The 19,743-nt window shown below is 63.0% G+C and carries 16 protein-coding genes; 11 read left to right on the top strand and 5 right to left on the bottom strand.

Translation table 11 applies throughout. The features are described 5' to 3' along the window. Nucleotides 1–25 precede the first annotated feature (25 nt). Nucleotides 26–439, bottom strand: a complete 414-nt coding sequence (locus NLK60_RS12010) for a UPF0146 family protein (RefSeq protein WP_254808015.1) — start codon at nucleotides 437–439, stop codon at nucleotides 26–28. Between the two features lie 39 nt (nucleotides 440–478). Between NLK60_RS12010 and NLK60_RS12005 the strand changes: the two genes are divergently transcribed. The 7 genes from NLK60_RS12005 to NLK60_RS11975 all read left to right on the top strand — a co-directional run bounded on the left by NLK60_RS12005 (nucleotide 479) and on the right by NLK60_RS11975 (nucleotide 10,920). Beyond that, nucleotides 479–1,000, top strand: coding sequence for an archaemetzincin family Zn-dependent metalloprotease (locus NLK60_RS12005; protein ID WP_254808014.1), 522 nt, complete (start codon nucleotides 479–481; stop codon nucleotides 998–1,000). A gap of 304 nt (nucleotides 1,001–1,304) precedes the next feature. Next, nucleotides 1,305–2,180, top strand: coding sequence for a hypothetical protein (locus tag NLK60_RS12000; protein ID WP_254808013.1), 876 nt, complete (start codon nucleotides 1,305–1,307; stop codon nucleotides 2,178–2,180). 329 nt (nucleotides 2,181–2,509) lie between these two features. Continuing rightward, entirely contained in the window at nucleotides 2,510–4,102 is a 1,593-nt protein-coding gene (locus tag NLK60_RS11995; RefSeq protein WP_254808012.1) for a proton-conducting transporter transmembrane domain-containing protein, read from the top strand. Then, nucleotides 4,099–5,859: a proton-conducting transporter transmembrane domain-containing protein gene (locus tag NLK60_RS11990; RefSeq protein ID WP_254808011.1), complete on the top strand. Its 1,761-nt coding sequence runs from the start codon at nucleotides 4,099–4,101 to the stop codon at nucleotides 5,857–5,859. The genes NLK60_RS11995 and NLK60_RS11990 overlap by 4 nt, the downstream gene beginning before the upstream one ends. Then, complete coding sequence (locus NLK60_RS11985; RefSeq protein ID WP_254808010.1) at nucleotides 5,856–7,322, top strand: proton-conducting transporter transmembrane domain-containing protein; 1,467 nt, start codon at nucleotides 5,856–5,858, stop codon at nucleotides 7,320–7,322. Before NLK60_RS11990 ends, NLK60_RS11985 begins: the two co-directional genes overlap by 4 nt. A 226-nt stretch (nucleotides 7,323–7,548) precedes the next feature. Continuing rightward, nucleotides 7,549–10,539, top strand: a complete 2,991-nt coding sequence (locus tag NLK60_RS11980) for an RICIN domain-containing protein (protein ID WP_254808009.1) — start codon at nucleotides 7,549–7,551, stop codon at nucleotides 10,537–10,539. A gap of 132 nt (nucleotides 10,540–10,671) precedes the next feature. Next, the gene (locus NLK60_RS11975; RefSeq protein ID WP_254808008.1) at nucleotides 10,672–10,920 is read left to right on the top strand and encodes a glycine zipper 2TM domain-containing protein; all 249 of its coding nucleotides are present in this window, start codon (nucleotides 10,672–10,674) and stop codon (nucleotides 10,918–10,920) included. 256 nt (nucleotides 10,921–11,176) lie between these two features. Here the strand turns inward: NLK60_RS11975 and NLK60_RS11970 are convergent, their stop codons facing one another. The 4 genes from NLK60_RS11970 to NLK60_RS11955 all read right to left on the bottom strand — a co-directional run bounded on the left by NLK60_RS11970 (nucleotide 11,177) and on the right by NLK60_RS11955 (nucleotide 14,978). Beyond that, complete coding sequence (locus NLK60_RS11970) at nucleotides 11,177–12,991, bottom strand: ribosome biogenesis/translation initiation ATPase RLI (RefSeq protein WP_254808007.1); 1,815 nt, start codon at nucleotides 12,989–12,991, stop codon at nucleotides 11,177–11,179. A gap of 1 nt (nucleotide 12,992) precedes the next feature. Continuing rightward, on the bottom strand, nucleotides 12,993–13,316 hold the full coding sequence (locus NLK60_RS11965; RefSeq protein WP_254808006.1) for an EMC6-like membrane protein: 324 nt from the start codon (nucleotides 13,314–13,316) through the stop codon (nucleotides 12,993–12,995). Nucleotides 13,317–13,381: 65 nt separating this feature from the next. After that, entirely contained in the window at nucleotides 13,382–14,428 is a 1,047-nt protein-coding gene (locus NLK60_RS11960) for a hypothetical protein (protein WP_254808005.1), read from the bottom strand. A gap of 10 nt (nucleotides 14,429–14,438) precedes the next feature. Further along, nucleotides 14,439–14,978, bottom strand: a complete 540-nt coding sequence (locus NLK60_RS11955) for a DUF7344 domain-containing protein (RefSeq protein ID WP_254808004.1) — start codon at nucleotides 14,976–14,978, stop codon at nucleotides 14,439–14,441. 283 nt (nucleotides 14,979–15,261) lie between these two features. Here NLK60_RS11955 and NLK60_RS11950 point away from each other — a divergent pair, with 283 nt between their 5' ends. The 4 genes from NLK60_RS11950 to NLK60_RS11935 all read left to right on the top strand — a co-directional run bounded on the left by NLK60_RS11950 (nucleotide 15,262) and on the right by NLK60_RS11935 (nucleotide 19,653). Continuing rightward, complete coding sequence (locus NLK60_RS11950; RefSeq protein WP_254808003.1) at nucleotides 15,262–15,804, top strand: hypothetical protein; 543 nt, start codon at nucleotides 15,262–15,264, stop codon at nucleotides 15,802–15,804. Nucleotides 15,805–15,860: 56 nt separating this feature from the next. Beyond that, nucleotides 15,861–17,036: a CARDB domain-containing protein gene (locus tag NLK60_RS11945; RefSeq protein ID WP_254808002.1), complete on the top strand. Its 1,176-nt coding sequence runs from the start codon at nucleotides 15,861–15,863 to the stop codon at nucleotides 17,034–17,036. A gap of 120 nt (nucleotides 17,037–17,156) precedes the next feature. Continuing rightward, a complete protein-coding gene (locus NLK60_RS11940; protein WP_254808001.1) occupies nucleotides 17,157–18,326 on the top strand; it encodes a signal peptidase I in 1,170 nt (389 codons plus the stop codon). 151 nt (nucleotides 18,327–18,477) lie between these two features. Next, on the top strand, nucleotides 18,478–19,653 hold the full coding sequence (locus NLK60_RS11935) for a DUF5305 domain-containing protein (RefSeq protein WP_254808000.1): 1,176 nt from the start codon (nucleotides 18,478–18,480) through the stop codon (nucleotides 19,651–19,653). Nucleotides 19,654–19,743 lie beyond the last annotated feature (90 nt).

Raw genomic sequence — 19,743 nt, 5'->3', positions numbered from 1 at the left:
CCTGAACAGCACGGTCGACGAATGGCTATCGCGAGGTGTCGATCCCTGCTTCGGCGACGAACAGCGTCTCTCGAGGCAGCGAGAGCCGACGGACGGGGACCAGGGGCGAGTCACCGCCCAGCGTGGTAAAACGGAACCCGGCGTCGACCTCCCGAGCGAGGTCCCAGACTGGACGGTGGAGTTCGGGCGGGAGATTCAGGGCATAAAGGGTGTCTGCGTCGGTATACACCTCGAGGCTCGGCTCGAGAACGTCGTCTTCGACAAACGTGACGGTGTCCGGAACGTCTCGCGGGCTGATGTCGGTCGCGACGACCCGACAGCCTCGGTCAGCAAGCCCTTCGGCGACGTCCGTTCGGCGACCGATCCCGATCTCGACGAGGTGGTTCGCACTCGAGAGAGCGTCGACCAGAGCGGCGGTGTTCCGACGAGAGTGTGCCACGGCGGGACGTTTATGATGTGGGCGGGCATAGACGTTGTCATGCTCGTCGACATCGTGCCGGTTGGGTCCGTCTCCGCAACAGTCAAGCGGGAGGCCTCCGCGGCACTGCGATCGGTATACGACTGTGACGTCACGGTCAACGACGCCCAGTCAATCCCCAACGGCGCGTACGACTCCGGGCGCAACCAGTACTGTGCGGAGACGTTCATCCAGCTGGCCGAGCGCGTCGGACGCGGCGACAAAAATATTGCCATCACCCCTCACGATCTCTTTTATCGCCGACGAAACTACGTCTTTGGCCTCGCCTATCTCGATGGCAGCGGCAGCGTCGTCTCAACCTATCGGCTCCAGACCTCGAGCGACGGCGGCTTCTCGAACAAGTCCGCGAGCGATATCTTCGAGGATCGTGTCCGCAAGGAAATCGTCCACGAGATCGGCCACACCTACGGCCTCGAGCACTGTGACAACCAGCGCTGTGTGATGAACTTCTCGCCCACGGTCCGGGAGGTCGACATCAAAGAAGAACACCTCTGTGGGAGTTGTCAGCGGCTGATCGACTGATGGCGAAGCGAACCAACACCGCCTACTCGAGCAGTCGGTTACGAAACCGGTAGTGACCGTTGAACGATCGAGACACTCGAGTGAGCCGGGGATCGAGTATCACAGGACTTCCACGGATCGCTACAAGAGAACGATTTAATCCGCCGGAAACGGTAGGTACCGTACAACTCGTGTCCCACTCGAGCGTGCCACGTCGTGAACGCCACTCGAACGCCCAATCTGCAATCGGAGCGACGGCGCTGTTAGTCGACTGTACCGTGAACGGCATATCAATGGGCAACCGAGGCCGGCGAGGTGAGCGTCCGTGAGCGACCGAGAGATCGATGTCGAGGTCGTCGACGACGTGAACGCCGACCACGACAGGGAATCGTCCAGAGGAGCGGAAGACGGCCCGGATTCGAGTGATCGGCACGAATCGCAACCACACGAGAAGACCGGCAGTGGGACTGGGGCGCGAAACCGCACGGAGACGACAAACGAGACGGAGTCGGCCACTGCAACCGAGGCGGATGGGACCAAAACAGCCACCGCGACCGGACCAACCGACGGACCGGCAGCCGTGGGCGACGAACTGGGGCGACTCGACCTGCGTACGACGCCGGAAGGGTACGTCGAAGCCACCGTGACTGATCTGCGGTCGGTCGACGAAACGACGGTCACCCTCGAGGTTACCCTTCCACACGGAACGACGACCGAGTTTCGACTCGAGAAGCCGATCCCCTGGTCTCGAGAGTTCCTGCTGGCCCGCATCGTCGAGGACGTCGGCTACGAGGCAGCCTCGATAGAGTACATCGTGGGCGAGTCGGTCTACGTCGAGCGAATCGATCGCCTCGAAGCGACCCAAGAAGATAGCTGGGGGTGGGCCGAGTGGCGCGACGGAATCGTTCGCACGAGTGGGGACGCACTGCTCACCGCTCTCGGCGGTCGGTTTCGCCTCGAGGAACGACAGACACCTGAATGGCGACTCGTCGACCCGCTCGAGCGCGAAACGGCTCCCAGCGAAGACACCGAAGGAGGGAGGATTGCTGCGCTGATCGTCGTCTTTGGCGCTCTCTCCGCTATCGTCGGCGGTCTCGTTGCTGCCGGTGTCACGACGATTGCACCCACCCTGGTCGCCGCCGTACTCCCCGGCCTTGTGCTCGTCGTTCTCGGGAGTTACTGGCTGCGTCGGCAAGCGTGACCGACAGAAGGAACAAGCGACGAAATCGAGCCCATCGGGTATCGATTTCCCCGTGCGGGTCGCTCCCTCCGAGGCCCTGCTATGGGACGCACTGAAGTCAACAACCCCGACCGCAAGGGTCGGGGTTCTCGTCCTGCACCGCCTATAGAGACCAGCACGAACTAACCGGTTCGGTTCACAACCGTGTCAACAACCGTGACATCGTCGTCTCACTGCCCCCGGATCCCGATGGCTCGAGCGACGAGTTCGCGTCGACGGGGTCGTGCGCGCCGTCACTCGAGGGGCACCTCGAGTGGCGACCTATCCAGGCCACGCCTGGGGTGGTGGCGATGACCGACCCGCGTCCGCTCGCCGCTATCGCCATCGCGTTTCTCGCGATCGCCGTCATCGTCGCCGGCCGGCGTCGTCCAGCGGTTCGTGACGGGACACCGATCGTCGCGAGCCTGCTGACCGTCGCGGTCGTCGCAAGCATGGTCCCAGAGGTTCTCGCGGGTCGGCAGCCGACGACGAACCTCGGGGCACTCGTGGCGGGCATCGATTTCTCGGTACAGGCCGATCCCCTCGGAACGATCTTTGCCCTGGTTGCCAGTTGCCTCTGGGCCGTCACCGCGGTGTACAGCGTCGGGTACGTCCGGGGGAAAGGACTCGACCATCGTACCCGGTATACGGCCGCACTGTGTCTCTCGGTCGGCTCCGGGATCGGCGTCGCATTCGCCTCCAACCTGCTGGTGCTCGTCATATTCTACGAGTTGACCACCGTGGGGACCTATCCGCTGGTCGCCCACAGGGGAACCGAGCGCGCCCGGGAAGTCGGCTACGAGTACGTCGCCTACGTCATCGGCGGCGGGACGCTCGTCGTCGGCGGCGCAGTGATCGTCCACACCCTCGCGGGGAGCGTGACGTTCGCTCCCGGCGGAATTCCGGGTCTGGCCGACGCGGCCGCCGGCGCCCCAACGGCCGCACGTGTCGCCATCGTCGCCATGCTCGCGGGATTCGCCGTCAAGGGAGCCATCATGCCCCTGCACGCCTGGCTCCCGCGAGCGATGGTTGCCCCGACAACCGTCTCCGGAGTGCTCCACGCCGTGATCGTCGTAAAATCGGGCGTCTTCGGGATTGCGCGCACTGTCCTCGAGGTATTCGGCCCCGAAACGACGGCCGATCTGGGTGTTGGGACACCGCTCGCCATCATCGCGGCCGCGACGATCCTGCTGGGAAGCCTCCTCGCGCTTCGACAGGACGATCTCAAGCGCCGGTTGGCCTACTCGACGGTAGCCCACCTCTCGTACGTCGTCCTCGGGATCGCCGTCCTCGTTCCCGCGGCCGTCGTCGGCGGCCTGTTTCACATCGCGGCCCACGCCGTCGCCAAGCTCGCGCTGTTCTTCTGCGTCGGCGCGCTCGCCATCGAAACCGACGTGAAGAAGGTGTCCGAGATCGCCGGCGTCGGTCGACGAATGCCACTCACCATGGCCGTCTTCGCCGTCGGCGCCTGCTCGCTGGCCGGCCTTCCGCTCTTCGTCGGTTTCGCGAGCAAGTGGTACCTCCTCGTGGGCGGTGCGGAACTCAGTCCCATTGTGCCGGCCGTACTCGTGGTCTCGGGGGCTCTCAACGTCGCTTACTTCTGGCCCATCGTCTACGGTGCGTTCTTCGAGACGCCCGAGAGAGCAGATCCGAAGCCGTTGCTCGAGGGGCCGATGGGTGGCACTTCAAGTAGCGACAGGCTGGACGAGCAGGCTAACGTTACGACGGACCGGCGCTGGAAACGCCTCCCGCCCACCGGTGTCGAAGCAAGTCCAGCGCTCGTGGTCCCCCTGCTCGCCCTCGCCCTCGCGATCATCGCGCTTGGTATCTGGGCCGACCACCTGGTCGTCCTCGAGCTGGCGCGAGCGGCTGCCGACGCGAGTTTCGGGGTGATCGTCCGGTGATCGATCCTGCCACGATCTCGCCGGCGTTCGTCGTCTGGCTCGCGGCCGCCCTCGCCCTGCTGGGTCGGCGTGTCGGTGCCGTGGCCGGGATCACCGCCTGCGGGGTCGCCACCTGGTGGGTACTGACTGTGCCCGCGGGCACCTCTGGGGAGTGGACGTTCCTCGAGTTCGCGATAATCCCCGTCGCGGTCGACCCTGCCTCGCGGGTGACGGGACTAGCCTTCGTGGCATTCGGTGTCGTGGCGGTGGGCTACCTCTCGGTGACGGGAGCCGACTGCTGGCATCTCACGGCCGCCCTGACGTACGCCGGAGCCGCGCTCTGGGCCGTCTTCGCCGGCGACTGGCTCGGCCTGCTCGTCGGCTGGGAACTGATGGCGCTCGCGAGCACCCTCCTGGTCTGGCTCCACGGGGGCGACGCCGTGCGGGTCGGGTTTCGGTACGCGCTGGTCCACGCCATCGGCGGTGCACTGCTCGCAGCCGGCCTCGCGATGCACGTCGTGGCGCAGGGTGGCGCAGACGCCCTTCACTTTGGCGACGGAATCGCGGGTGGGCTCCCTGCGCTCACCGTCGCCGCCGGCGTCGGGATCAACGCTGCGCTGATCGGCGTGCACGTCTGGTTGCCCGACACCTACGCCAGCCCCCACGTCGGCGCGTCGGTCGTCCTCTCGGCGTACACCACGAAACTCGCCGTCTACGCCGCCTACCGGGCGTTCCCCGAGGGAAACCTCGCGCTCGCCTACGTCGGCGGCGTCATGGCTGTGTTCGGCGCGAGCTACGCCCTGGCCCAGAAGGACGCCCGTCGGCTACTCGCCTATCACATCCAGGCCCAGGTGGGCTACATCCTCGCAGGTATCGGCATCGGTTCGGCCCTCGGGATCGCGGGCGCGTTCGCTCACCTGTTCAACAACGTCCTGTTCAAGGGGCTGTTATTCATGGTCGCCGGGCTCATCGTCATCCGGGCGGGCACCGGCAAACTCGACTCTGGTGGACGGCTGGGTCGCTCGAGCCCCCTCCTCGTTGGGGCGTTCCTCGTCGCGGCCGCCTCGATCACCGCCGTCCCGGGCACCAACGGCTTCGTTAGCAAGGGTATGGTGCTCGACGCCGCTCTCGAGGGTGGCCACACGCCACTGCGGTGGCTCCTGCTGATCGGGGCCGTCGGCACTATCGTCTCGTTTTGTAAGTTCGGCTACTACGCCAGTCGCCGGGGCGAGGACCACCTGCTGTCGGACGCAACCCCGGCTCAGGCCATCACGATGATCCCCATCGCCGTCGCCTGTCTCGCCATCGGACTCTGGTACGACCCGTTCTTCGACTTGCTCCCCGCGAGGGGCGACTGGTCGACCGACCCCTACTCACAGCGTCACCTCCTCGAGAAGGTCGCCCTCTTTGCCGTCGGTGTAATCGCGTTCGTCATCGGCCGGCCCCTGCTCGAGCGCCTGGAGGGTGGGGTCGACGTCGACGCGGTCCGTGATCCGCTGATCTTCGAGGGGACGCGAACGCTCGCGGCCGGCGTCGCCCTCGTCTTCAGTGCAGTGAGTGCCGCCGACCATGGTCTCCGGCGACGGGCGTTCGCCGCCGCGACCGACCCCGTCCACGTGATCGCCCGTCGCCTGCCGGACGAGGCAGGTGAACGGTACCGCGAGCGGTCGCGCGAGATCGCCGGGACGATCGGGATCGGCCCCAACCGCCGGTACCGATACGCCGCGCTCGTGGTCTGTCTTGCCGTCGCCCTGCTGATCGGAGTTGGTCCCAGATGAGCCTCGCCGTCGTCCTGCTGTTCGCCGTTTTGTTGATTCCCACGATCGGTGTCCTCGCCGTGTGTCTCGACTCGAAGCGAACGCCCTGGGCCGTCGCGACCGTTTCGCTGGGCCTGACCGCCGTCACCTCGACGCTGCTCGCGACGCTCTTGATCCTCGACGGAGCAACCGTCTATCGCCTGGGAATCCAGGGCGGTCCGGGGCTCGTCTTCCGCTCGGACGCTCTCTCGGTGACGGTCGGATTGCTGGACGTGGTGTTGACCCTCGGGATCCTCGGCTACACCCGAACAGCTGGCCCGCACGGCCGCGAGTTCTACGTCCCCTACCTGCTCTTTACGACGGCCGTCTTCGGCGTGGTTCTCTCAGGAGACCTCCTCGGCATCTACGCCTTTCTCGTGCTGTTGATCTGGGCCACGGGCCGGCTCGTCGAGTGTAGCGAGAAAGCCGGCGTCGAAGCGACGGCACGGGGCTACCGTCGGACGGCTACGCTGGGTGCGAGCGTCTACCTCGTCGGCGTCCTCCTCGCGGTGTGGCTCGGCGGCTCGAGTGACGGACAACGCCTCGGATTCGCACTGGCAGAAGTGGGCTACACCGACTCGCTCGTCGTCACGTCTTTCGTGTTCATGACCGTCGGACTCGCCCTGCTCGTCGCGCTCGTTCCCCTACACGGCTGGCTCATCGAGACCCACGCGAGGGCGACAGATCCCGTCAGTGCACTGATCTCGGGAGTACTCCCGGCAGCCGCAGTGTACGCCTTCTTTCGGGTCCTCTTCGACGTGTTCACGCTCGAGTTCCTGACGGCGAATCCGGCCGTCACGAACGGCATCATCTACGGGGCAATCGGGAGTCTGCTCGTCGGAAACCTCCTGGCCTACGGCCAGCGGGACATCAAGGGCATGCTCGCATACTCGACGATCTCTCAGTTCGGGCTGATCGTCGCCGGATTGCTCGTCGCCACCGAGACGGCCGTCTTCGGTTCGGTCATCCAGCTTTTCGGCCACGGCATCGTCAAGGGCGCGTTCTGTCTCGTCGCCGGGCTCATCGCTATCCGCTTCGATGCCCGCACCATCGACGAGTTCGGCGGCCTCGCCAACCGCGCTCCGCTCGTCGCCGCCGCCTTCGCCGGCCTCGCCATCGCCATGATCGGCCTCCCGCCGACGGTCGGTTTCGTCGGTAAGTGGTACATCGCAGTGGGCGCCCTCGAACAGGGACTCTGGGTCGTCACTGCCTTCGTCGTGTTCTCGACGCTCTTGACGCTCGGATACGTCATCCCGTTCGTCGACCGGATTTACTTCGGTACGTTCGATGGGGTCGATAACGGGTCTCAGTCGATCACCGCCACGATGGTGGCTGTGGTCGTCCTCGCAGCGCTGCTCTCACTGGCTATCGGCCTCGCCTCGGTGACCTTCGAGGCGTTCCTCAGGGAAGCGATCGAGGGGCTCGTGGCGGCCCCCGTCGAGTGAGCGTCAGGGGAGTGGTTCACACTCGAGAAATCGACGAACGTCCGCTCAGCAGTCAGAACGTCCACTCAAGGGAACGTTCGTTTATTTTGAAACCGAGTTATATTTGTTCGTTTATGGTTGTGTGTAGAAATAATATTTATGTGTGAAAAACAATTACATCATAATTGTCTATGCGAACATCCAGCACGCCACTCGCCACCAGTGACCGCACGCCGGAGGGACCGCGATGAGCGAATACCAGCCTGAAGCCGAGCTCTCGCGGCGTTCAGTGCTTCGAGGAATGGCCGCAATGGGGGCCGTCGCCGCCCTCGGGAGTCAAACAACCGGTGGCGATACCGGTACGGGCACACTGTTCCCGAGCGGTTTCGATCCCGAGACGCCTGTGGAGTCACACCATCCTGGAGCTCCACGGTTCATCAGCGTGGACGAACCGATCGTGAATCCTGTCTGGACACTCGGAGCCGACACCCGCGGCCTCGAGGCCGACGAACCCCCGGCCTGGGCTCTCTGGGATAAGGGCCGTGACAACCTCGCACCCCGCCTGCCCGATCTTCGGGCCGACCCACACGACTACGACGCAAGCGACTTCACGTGGACCCTCGTCGACTGGCCCGAGGCGAGCGACGGCCCCGACGTCGTCTCTTTCGCGACCGCCACCGGGGACGACCTCGGACGATACGACGAAGGCCAGGACACCGTCGCGGAGTTCCGCGCGGACGCACCCGGCGACTACATCCTCGAGCTCGAGGCGCCTGACGGTACCCACGAACTCACGCTCCACGCATTCCCCAGGGGCGACGGCGGCGCGGCGGTCTACAATGGCGACCCCGATAACGCCCCACGTCTCGAACTCGAAGCGACCTACGACGACGAGGCCGAGGAGTTTCGGCTCGAGACCAACGCCCAGCCCGCTCCCTTCGCCGACTCCTCGAGCGACGACCTGTGGGGCGTCTTCCGGGCCGACGACCGGGACGCCCTCTCGAGCGCAGCGATCGAAGAGGCAGACGGCGGTCTGCGGGCGACGATTCCCGTTGACGCTCTCGAGGGAGAATCCGCCCGTGTTCACGCGGCGGTTTACGACGACGGGGCGGCGACAAAGAGTGCACAGGACCTCGTAGTACTCGACCCCGACGGGAGCGTCGACCTGCCGAACCGGCCGCCAGAATGGATGGCCGACGGCATCATGTACCAGCTCTTCCCCCGCTCGTGGGCGGGCGAACGCGAGGCGACCACGCTCGAGACCCTGATCTCCGGCGACGACGACACGGGAGCACCCGGTCTCGACTATCTCGACGAGATGGGCGTCGACGCCATCTGGCTCACCCCTACCGTCCCGGCGACGAGCGTCGAACGGCAACTCGACGGCGAACTGTCCGGCGGCGGTCCCCACGGCTACGATACGGCAGACTACACCGGCGTCTCCGAGGATCTCGTCCCCGACGGCGAGGACCCGCTCGAGGTCTACCGCCGGTTCGTCAATGAGTGTCACGACCGGAACATCAAGGTCGTCTTCGACATCGTCATCAACCACGCAGGTCGTACGAATCCGCTATTCGAGGATACCATCGGCGAGCGTGCGGACGGCCCCGGCCCGTGGGACACCGTCACCGAGTGGGACGAGGACCACCGGGCGTTCGACTGGTGGGATCGCGCCGAGGTTCCCCGACGGAACGAGGACGGCGAGTTGCTCGAGGCCGAACCACGACCAACCGGCTTCGCCGATCTGCAGGTGATGCCCAACCTCAACTTCGAGAGCCTCTCCCTGCGCGAGTACATAATGGGCGTGGCCGACTTCTGGTCGCGGCCACAGTCTGCGGGTGGCATGGGCGTCGACGGCTTCCGCGCGGACATCGCCTACGGCGTACCCAAATCCGTCTGGAAAGAAATTCGCGAGATCGGTCGGTACAACAACGAGGAGTTCCTCATGTTCGACGAGACCATCCCGCGGGACGCCAGCTACACCGAAAGCGAGTTCGACATGCACCACGACACAGCTGGGTTCCTCAATCAGGCACAACAAGTCGCTGCCGACGACGCCCACGGTGGCAGCCTGTTCGACACGATCGACGAGCGGAGCCAGATCGGGCTCCCCGACCACTCCCTCGTCGTGAACGCTCTCGAGAACCACGACGAACATCGCATCCTCAACCAGGCCGCAGTCGACCTCCACGACCCGAACCACGACGACATCGACGACGGCACGTGGGCGTACTACGCCAACCGGGTTCGGTGCTGTGCGGCCGCGGCGTTCGTCCTCCCCGGCGTGCCACAGCTATACTACGGCATCGAGCGCCAGATCAGCCGGTATGGAGAGGGTCGCCACCTGGGCGAAGACGATCACCGCGGCTACGACGACGACGGAAACATCAACGTTGCTGCCGACGTCCGCGAAGGTGGCCGCCAGCGAGCGTTCATGAACTGGGATGACGGCCCAGACGAGTACCACACGAACTTCTTCGAGAATCTCTCGACGCTGTACGACGAGGTCGAAGCATTGCACCCGGATGCCGAGTTCGACGGCATCCCCTTCGAGGCCGATGACGACGCCGAACTGCTGCTCTGTGAGCGTCGCGTCAGCCGACGGGAAGACATCGATGGACCGTCGACTGTCGCCGCCATAGTCAACTTCGGCGACGGCGATACCGAAGTCGAAATCGACGCCAAATACGAAGGCTACGACCTGTTCAAGGACGAAGACGTCCTCCTCGAGGACCACGGCGACACCATCACGGTTGAGGTCGGCGACCTCATCGTCCTGCCGGCTGACGACGAGGAAGACGAAAGTCTCGAGGGAACGTACCGTATCCTCGCCGATCACAGCGGGAAGGCCCTGGACGTTGCTGACGTCTCCACCGATGACGGCGCGAACGTCCACCAGTGGGAGTACGTCGGCGGCGACAATCAGCACTGGACGCTCGAGGCCGTCGGCGACAACGAGTACCGCATCGTCGCCGACCACAGCGGCAAGGTACTGGACGTCGAAAACGCCTCGGGCGAGGACGGTGCGAACGTCCACCAGTGGGAAGACGTCGGCGCCGACAACCAGCGCTGGTTCGTCGAGCCGGTCGACGACGCCGATACTCTGTACACGATCACGGCCGTCCACAGTGGCAAGGTCCTCGACGTCGAAGGCGTCTCGAGCGACGACGGGGCGAACGTCCACCAGTGGGAGTACGTCGGCGGCGACAACCAGCACTGGCGACTCGAGGAACGGTAATCACACGGCAGGTCAACTGCACACGGCGACAGACGGCACTCGTTCCCACCCTCCCCTTCGAAATCGCACGGGCACGGTTTCTGTCCCGCAGCCGGGGACACGTTTATTTCCCTGACCGACAAAGGGGTCCACATGGTGAAACAACGAATCAACCGTATGCTGAGCCGTGCACGCTACGCAGCCATCGGTGCCGCTATCGGCGGCTTCCTCGGTGGACTATTCAACAAGAACCTTGCGAGCTCCGGTGCCGCCGTGGGTGCTCTGGCCGGTGCCGTGATCGGCGAGCGTCGACCCGACGCCGAACAGCGCTTTGGCGAGCTGAAAAATCGGGGCGAGGAGAACATCAAAGGGCTTCGATCGGGGTCCGAGTCGGCCGAATAGCCCTTTGTGACAGCACTCCGTTCTCGAACAGCGTAACGACGCTCGAGTCAGTCGAAACGCCGCTCGAGCGGACACTTGTAGCGTGAACCTCAGGCGGACCGAAAATCAACGAACCCCCGATCGTTCAGCACCGAGAGCACCGTACCAGTGGTTGGCAATATGACTGACATTCATATGCGAATCAGCACTACGTGGGCCTGGAACGCCAGTTTGTGCGTTCTGATTCAAAGAAAGTAAACCGAGTTGCCAACAACAGTTACGGCGCATAGTAGTATTCGCCTTCCCGTTTTTGTTGCCGGTCGAGTTGTGACTCGGGCTTGTTGATACGCGGCCTCGAGGTTCGCTCGTCCCGCCGGAACGTGACCTCGAGGTTTGCCAGGAACTCGTTCATCCCACCGCGCATCGACTGTGGAGTGCCCGCACGACCGTGAACGGCCGGTTCGCCATCGAACACCATCAGGCGGTCAGCGAGCAGGTCGATCATGTAGATGTCGTGGTCGATAACCAGGACGGTGGCGTCCTGCTGTTCGGCATAGCGACGAATCGCCCGCGTCGCCTGCACTCGCTGTTCGACGTCCAGATGTGCCGACGGTTCGTCGAGCAGGTACAGATCAGCTGAATCGGAGAGACAGGCCGCAATCGCCACCCGCTGGCGCTCACCACCGGAAAGGTCAGAGAGATTTTGTTCCATAATTCGCTCGAGTTGCAACGGCTGGGCGATTTCGGTGTTCCAGTACGACGAGCCGAACTGGTCAGTGATCGACGAGAGGAACACGTCGACGCGCATGTGCTGGTCGATGGTGACGTACTGGGGTTTGTACGAGATGTCCAGATCGAGGTCCGCATCGCCCGAATCCGGCTCGAGTGCGCCGGTCAACAGCTTCGCGAACGTCGACTTCCCGATGCCGTTCGGACCGACGATGCCGAGCACCTCGTTCTGTCGAATCCGCCCGCCCTCGACCTCGAGTCTGAACTCGCCGTCGCCGTACGACTTCGTGAGGTCGGGGTATTCGACGAGCGTGTCGGCACGCGAAATCGTCCGTGGGGCGTGCTCTTCGAACTCGATGGGATTCGGTCGAATCCGCATGTTCTCGTTCTCGAGGTAGCCCGCGAGGTACTCGTTGATCCCGTTGCGGACCGATTTCGGTGTCGTGATGACACCGTAGGCGCCGGGCTCACCGTAGGCGACGTGAAGCGTATCGGCGAGTAAATCGAGGACTGCCAGGTCGTGTTCGACCACGAGCATCGACTTGCCGTCGTCTTCGGCGAGTTCCCGGATCAACCGTGCGGCCGTCACGCGCTGGCCGATGTCGAGGTAGGGCGTGATCTCGTCGAGGAAGTAGAAGTCCGTGTCTCGAGCCAGGGTGGCAGCGATGGCAACCCGCTGGAGTTCCCCGCCAGAGAGGTCGTCGATCGCCTGGTCCATGACGGGACCGATGGAGAGTCGCTCGACGAGATACTCCAGTGCGTCCCGTTCGTTCGTCCGCTCGAGGAGTTCGCGCGTGTTGCCGTCGAACTGGTTCGGAATCTGATCGACGTACTGCGGTTTCCGCGCGACCGTCACGTCGCCGTCGCGAACGTCGGCGATGTAGTCCTGCAGTTCCGTCCCGCGGTAGGCCTCGAGGACGTCGTCCCAGTCCGGTGGCTCTTCGAATCGACCGAGGTTCGGCTCGAGTTCGCCCGCCAGAATGCGAACGGCCGTCGTTTTCCCGATGCCGTTCGGTCCGAGAATCCCCGTCACTTTCCCTTCCTGTGGGGCTGGCAGGCCGTACAGCGAGAACGCGTTTTCGCCGTACCGGTGAGCCGGATCGTCCTGCAGTTCCTGGGGCAAGTTGATGATCTCGATCGCATCGAAGGGGCACTTCTCGACGCAGATACCGCAGGTTTCACCCAGACAGATCTCTTCGGAGATACGAACCTGCTCCGGTTGGCCCTCGTCTGCGTCCTCGCCTCGAAGTGTGATACACTCCTTGCCGGTCCGGTTCGGTGGACAGTAGTTCTGGCACTCGTAGTTACACCGGTCCGGTTGACAGCGATCGAGGTCGACGACAGCGATACTGTCTTTGGCCATGTTAGAACGATGCCCCGGTTGACAGAATAATACCCCACGTGATGAACCAGAACGAGAACGTCATCAGCGTGATAAACAGGTAGTGTTTGATTCCGAACTCGTCCTCGTCGTAGATGCCGAGGGCCGGCAACAGGACGAGCTGGGCGACGATCACCCCGAAGACGAGGAGATAGGTGAGCGGGTCGGCCGCCGCGTCGTTGGCGGCCTCACCAGCAGTGAGTATCGCTGAGCCGATCGCGACGCCGACGCCAGCGAGACAGGCAAAGGCCGTCACGCTGATCGAGCGTATGTGTTCGCGCCGCGGGCTCATCGTTTCGGTCGACATAGGCGTACCTCTGTTTCCGGTGTTAAAAAGCCGTTCGCATTGCTCGAGTGGCGGTTTGCCTCGGGTTAGGTGTCGTCGATAACCTCGACACCATCGCGCTCGCGGAGTTCAGCGATGAGTTCTTCGTGAGTGTCGAACGCATCGAGTTCGTCGATATCGACCTGCTCGAGTTCGGATTCGGTGACTGTGGTCGATCCAAGTCCATCGGCGTGTTGCGTTGTCATCGTTCCAGTAGCAGCCGATTCCGTTATCCAGAACGAATCCGTACCCGACTCGCCGGAATCACTTCGCGTAAATTCGGCGGATCCGAATCCGAAGTCGAACCAAAAGCTCGAGACCGTTTCGACGTTCGAGAGTTCGACGACGAGCTCATCACCATCTTTAATTTGACCTTGTGCAGTTACCTCGAGGACGATCTCGCCGCCATCAGCAGCGACGATTTCGACGTCATCGTTCGCCTGTCCAACGATGTCGGCGGATGCGTCGGTGTAATCGGCCCCGATGAACCACCCACCCTGGGTTGCACTCACCGCAATCGTCACGGTGTCACCGTTACCGATAGACCCGTCAGGCGTAAACGAGAGCGTCTGTGTAGTCGGACCCGGCCCGTCAACATCGCCCGCCTGAACGGTCGTAAACCCACCGCCAGGATCGCCCTGTCCAGTGCAGGTGTAAGCGAACGTGTGTTCGTACGTCACTCCCTCGATAGCGAGTTCGCTACCGAAGGCGTCAGCGTCGACCCTAACAGTGGCCTCACCGCCACCACCGCGTTCACACGTAACCTCGAGTCCGGTCTGCTCGTCCGAAGCAAGTTGGTCGTCGAACGGGTCGCTCACGCTGATTCGATCGTTATCGCCCTCGATCGTCACCGAAGTCTCGAGTGAGGTGAAATCGACATTCGCATTGTTCGTAATCTCGAGTATCACTGCATCGTTCTGATTCGTCGGCGTCGCATCCGTTCCCGAAATGGCGAGCAACGCCTGCTCGGTTTCGGCGGTTTCGGCGGTGACACCGCGGTCGGCGCTAAACGTCGTAAAGCCAAACACTGGACCCGAAAGTAACAGGATACCGACGACCACCAGAACCATCGCGACTTTGGAAACCACGTTCATCGGCTTTCCCTCACGGTGGGCGTTCCCCCTGCCCCAGCCGCATCCGGCGGTTCTCGAGGACGTGCACCACAGCAGAAACGGCGAACAGGCCGACCAGTATCGTCGCCCAGCCGAGCAGTGGGACGGTTTCGGTTGGGACTACCTCGAGCCATAATCCAGCCAGCACGACCCCAGCCAGTGCGGACAGGCCGAGGTAGTACACCCCCCACGGGACCGAGTCCTCGGGGACGACGTCGAGATACACCTCGAGGTCGCGGGCGTTTTCGGTGAGTTCGATCGTCCGATCGTCGAAGGTGACCATCTCCGCGCGCTCGAGCGTCGGCAGATGGGTCTGCTGGAGCGAGGTGTAAATCCGCTTTCGCTCCGTCGAGGTGAGTTCGGCGACGTCTTTCTCGAGTTCCCAGGCGGCGACGTGTTCGGCGAGTTCCCCGAGTTCGACGGGGTCTTCCTCGCGTTTGAGATAGTGAATCGTATAGCGCCGGCGCTGATTGCTCAGCAGGCTAAAGACATCACCACGGCTGGTCCCCCCGGACGTGTGCTGTACACCCATGAAACGTGTCGCTCGTAGTGATAGATTGCCGATTGGGACATATATCTCTGTTGGCCAACGTGCGTGAGCGTGACTCTCACGACGGCGTTCTCAAGCCCGGCCTGTAGCCTATCGCTGACTCGAGCAGCGGCTTCAGGCCGGGCTTGAACGGCGGTATCAGTCGGTGTGAACGGGTTCGGGCACCCCAATACAAAGTGGGTAGGTGTGTGTAGGTATGGATAAGAACTGCCTCGAGTAACTGGCGGTTACGGTTACTCGGGCAGGTCGTACGGAGACATTACCAATGAGAGCAAACAGACGCAACGTGTTGATTGGACTGGGAACGATTGTCGCTGGCGGCGGTGCCGCACTCGGAACGGGTGCGTTTAGCAGTGTGGAAGCGACTCGAGACGTGGACATTGATACTGCAGGTGACGACGCTGCACTGATTCGGTTTGATGTCAGTGGAGACTTAGCTGGTGGGGACGCTGACCAAATTGAATTAGATCTAGACGGTGACGTAAATGAAAATGCAGTAACTAGGTTTGATGACGTTCTCACCATCACCAACCACCGCGAAAACGAGGAGGACAAAGTAGATATCGAGATCCAAGATGCTAATGAAGCATCTAATACCTATATCACATCAAATGCTGGAGATGACGGCGGATTCCAATTTGAAGTAATCAGTGGCGGCGATTACGACAGCGTTGACGATAACGAGGTTAAGCAGTTGGATGGAGCTGGAGGAAAGGTTGAATTTAATGTGGTATTTGGTTACCAGGATACGAGTTCACCCAGTGACATACCGGAAAATGGGATCACCATCATAGCAAATAGCGCATAACTGCGAACTGCCGTTTGGATTGGCCTCGGTACGTAGTGATGACTCTGAGATTATAAATGCAAACCAAACTCGTGGCAATCGCGGTAGTATTCGTCTTAACGCTAGCCGTGCCCACAGCCGCAATCTCACTCGAGGACGATGCCTCCGGCGACATCCGATTTGATGCCACGAGCGAATACGCCGACATCGAGGACGGTAAGCTGGTGCTCGACTTCGAGGGACTGAACGAGGACGCGGTCACGAGCGTCGACGAACTGTTTACCGTCGAGGCCGGTGACGACCGCGTTGCTCATCTGTGGATTGAGCCCGAAAGCGATGGCCTCAGCTTCTATGGGACCGGCGACCGAAGCGACGAAATCAACGAGAATGAGCCGCTAACCCTCGAGACTGACGACCCGACCGGTGTCGGAATTTCCATCGATACCGAGCGGACGATGGAAGGCTCGAGCAACATCACCCTCGCGGTGGCCTACGACGACGGGGACGGCACGCCACCACCAGCCCCGCCGATGATGCCATCGCCGGACCCACCAGCAGATGACGACGAACCACCCGCCGGACCGTCACTGGTCGACCTCGAGGTCACCCCACTCGAGCTAACCGCCGGCGAGTCGGTCACCATCACCGGGACCTACGAAGGCGGTGACAGCGACGAGGACGTGACCGCCCGGCTCACCGTCGATGGGGTCGTCGTCAGCCAGCAAACGGTGTCCGTGCCCGCGGATTCGACCGCCACCGTCACGTTCGAGCAGACGCTCGAGGACCCCGGGACGGTTCCGGTCGGTATCGGAGACGAAACGAGAGACGTCGAGGTGTCCGCGGACGAAACGGGCGAACCAGCCGCGAACATTACCGTCTCGAGCGTCTCCCTGAACACCGGACAGATTCAGCCCGGAGAGTCGGTGACGCTGACCGCGAATGTAACCAACGCGGGCGAACTCGCCGGCGAACGCACCTTCGACGTCGTCGTCGGCGGCTTCGTCGTCGATACGGTGACCGTCGACCTCGAGCCGGGCGAATCGGAGACGGTGACCCTCGAGCGCACGTTCGAGAACGCCGGGAGCTACAGCCTCGCGTTCGGTGGCGTCGATGCTGGCAGCGTCGCCGTCGTCGAGCCAACGCTCGTCTCGGCCTCGGTGACCGAACTCCCCGGACAGACAGGCGTTGCCCTGACGGTTCCGATACTGTTTGGCTTCGGACTGCTGTACTCGAGACGCATGGGCTGGCTGTGACGTGGCTCCGATGGCTAGAAGCAAACACGAGGACACCCCGACCCGCTTGTCGGACCAATTAAGATTCTTCGGCCTCGAGAGAGGAACGACTGTGAACGGGCTCGAGTGGGTGAACGGGAGATGCAGGTGACGACAGCGCTCAAGGGAGGGGTGAGCTTCGTCGTCGGCCTCGCGCTCGTCTTGCTCATCGTGGGCCAACTGCTGGGCCAGCCGGTGTTGCTCGGCTACGTCGCGACGGGGAGCATGGAACCGGCGCTGAACGCCGGCGACGGGTTCGTCGCCGTCCCGAGCATCGTTGCGGACGATCCAGAACCCGGCGACGTCGTCGTCTTCGACGCCCAGACCTTACACGAGGGTGGCCTGACCACACACCGCGTCGTCGAGGAGACCGACGAGGGGTACGTAACCAAAGGCGATGCGAATCCGTTTACCGACCAGGACGGGGGTGAGCCCCCGGTCACCGATGGCCAGATCGTCGCCGTCGCCTGGCAGGTGAACGGGGCGGTGGTCCGGCTCCCCCATCTCGGCACCCTCATCATGAGCGTCCACAGCGTGGTCGCCGCGATTTTCGGGCTGCTCGCCGCCCCACTCGGCATCGCGGCCGCGTTCGACGCCGACGGCGCCGGTGCGCTGCTCGTCGCCATCGGCATCGCACTGCTCGGTGTGGGGTTGCTCCTCGAGCGAACCGGGGCGACCGAGCGGGATACGGAGCGAAAGACGAACCGTGAAAACGTCATCGGACTCTGGTCGGCGATTTCGGTCGTCGTCCTGTTGCTCGCCGTGTTCGCAACCGCAGCGATGGTTATCCCCGCAGGTGGGGCGACCTACGAAGTGCTGGCCACCGAAAATCCGACGGCTGACCCACAGACAGTCGCCCCCGGAGAGGTGGCAACGGTGACGCGGACGATCGACAACAGCGGCTACGTGCCCATCGTAGCAGTGCTCGATACCCCGGGAGAGGGGGTTTCCGCAGACCCGCGGTCGACGACCGTCTCGCTTCAGGATACGGGCGAAGTGACCGTTTTGATGACGGCACCGGACACCGAGGGTCGGGCAACGATGACGGTGTACGAAAACCGGTATCTGCTCGTGTTGCCCCCCTCGATGCTGGTCTGGCTCCACGGAATCCACCCCTTCGTCGCCATCGCCGCCGTCAACGTCGTCGTCGTCGGCGTCGCGGTCGGGTTGATTCTGGCGCTCTTCGGTCGCAGCGACTTTCGACTGCGTTCGACCGGGCGAAACGTCTCGCTTTCGACGCGACTCGACCGACTGATTGACAGGTGGCTGTAGTGGCGTCACTGTAGTGCAGTGTTCGAAGGCAACAACAGAGCCACTACTGTTATACCATTCGACACCTGAGTTATCAGCAATCGGTTCAATCAGCAAAACGCGGATGATTGCACCTGAAGAGACGTCAGGTGGGGCCTGACTGGAGGACGTTGTGACCGAAACACCACGACTTGACCTGCTCATCGCCCAGCACGGGCGTTCGATACTGATCGCCTTACTCGTCCTCGGAGCGGTTGCACTGCTCGCAACCGGCTGGGTCATCGCGACCCCCGGAACCACGACGGTAACCGAAGAGATTGGCCAGCAAACAGTCGAAACCGAAGTCGAGACGAGTGCCAGGGTCGTCGAATCCGGCCTCTGGGAGGAAGGCACCCACCTCGAGAACAACCCTGCCTACATCACCAACGCAACCCCCGAGTTGCAGGTCACTGCGGAAACCAGCATGCCGACCGACGACACTCGAGTCAGTCATGCGATTCAACTCAGATACGAGGCGAGCCGTGACGGCCAGGCGTTCTGGGACGACACCGTTACCCTCGAGCCCACGGAGGCCTTCGCGACGAATCAACGGGCGGTGACACAGACGACCATCGATGTGGAAGCCGTCGCCGAACGCGTCACCGAACTCGAGGACGAACTGGCCGGCATCAGTACCGTCGACATCGAACTCGTCGTCGTCACGAGTTACGATACGGGCACCCACGAGGGTACCCAGACGGCGTCGACACCGTTCGTCCTCACCGGCGAGACGTACTACCTCGAGGAGCACCCATCGTCGAGTGACACCCACCCGTTGACACAGACGTCCGAGCAAACCGAGAGTCCGAGTTCGGCTCTTCTCGGCGCACTCGTCCTGGTCGCGCTCGGTTCGTTCGGCGGAGCCGCGTTCGTCAACGCGCGTTCGGACGTCGACGTCGAACACGCCAGACAGCGGATTCACGAACAGCGGTACGCAGAGTGGATTTCACAGGGGTCGCTCCCGATGTGGATCGGTGACGAACAGGTTTCCCTCGATACCCTGGAAGACGTCGTCGACGTTGCTATCGATACGAACGAACGGGTGATACAGGACCGAAGCCGTGGACTGTTCGCCGTCGTCAGCGACGGAGTCGTGTACTACTACAGCGACCGAGGCCTCTGGGAGGAGACGGCCTGGCCCGACTTCGACCTCGAGCGACAATCGCTCGAGACGGATTCCTCGAGCGAGACAACCCCACCGGACGACGCAACGACAGCACCGCCAACCGCTGAAGAGGCGAGTGAACAACCGCCGAAGCTCGATGACTTGCCGGACCCGGAAGACGACGACGCCTGGCAAAATCTTTGAGGGCCACCGTAGGGGCGTGGAACTTTCTCCGGGAATTGTGGTAATCGACTCCCACCGACCGCCTCGCCGATTGACGAGCACGTGACGATG

The organism is Natronosalvus amylolyticus, assembly GCF_024298845.1.
Lineage (GTDB): Archaea > Halobacteriota > Halobacteria > Halobacteriales > Natrialbaceae > Natronosalvus > Natronosalvus amylolyticus.
Note: the sequence above shows the minus strand (reverse complement) of the source record. Positions and strands in the feature narration are given on the sequence as shown.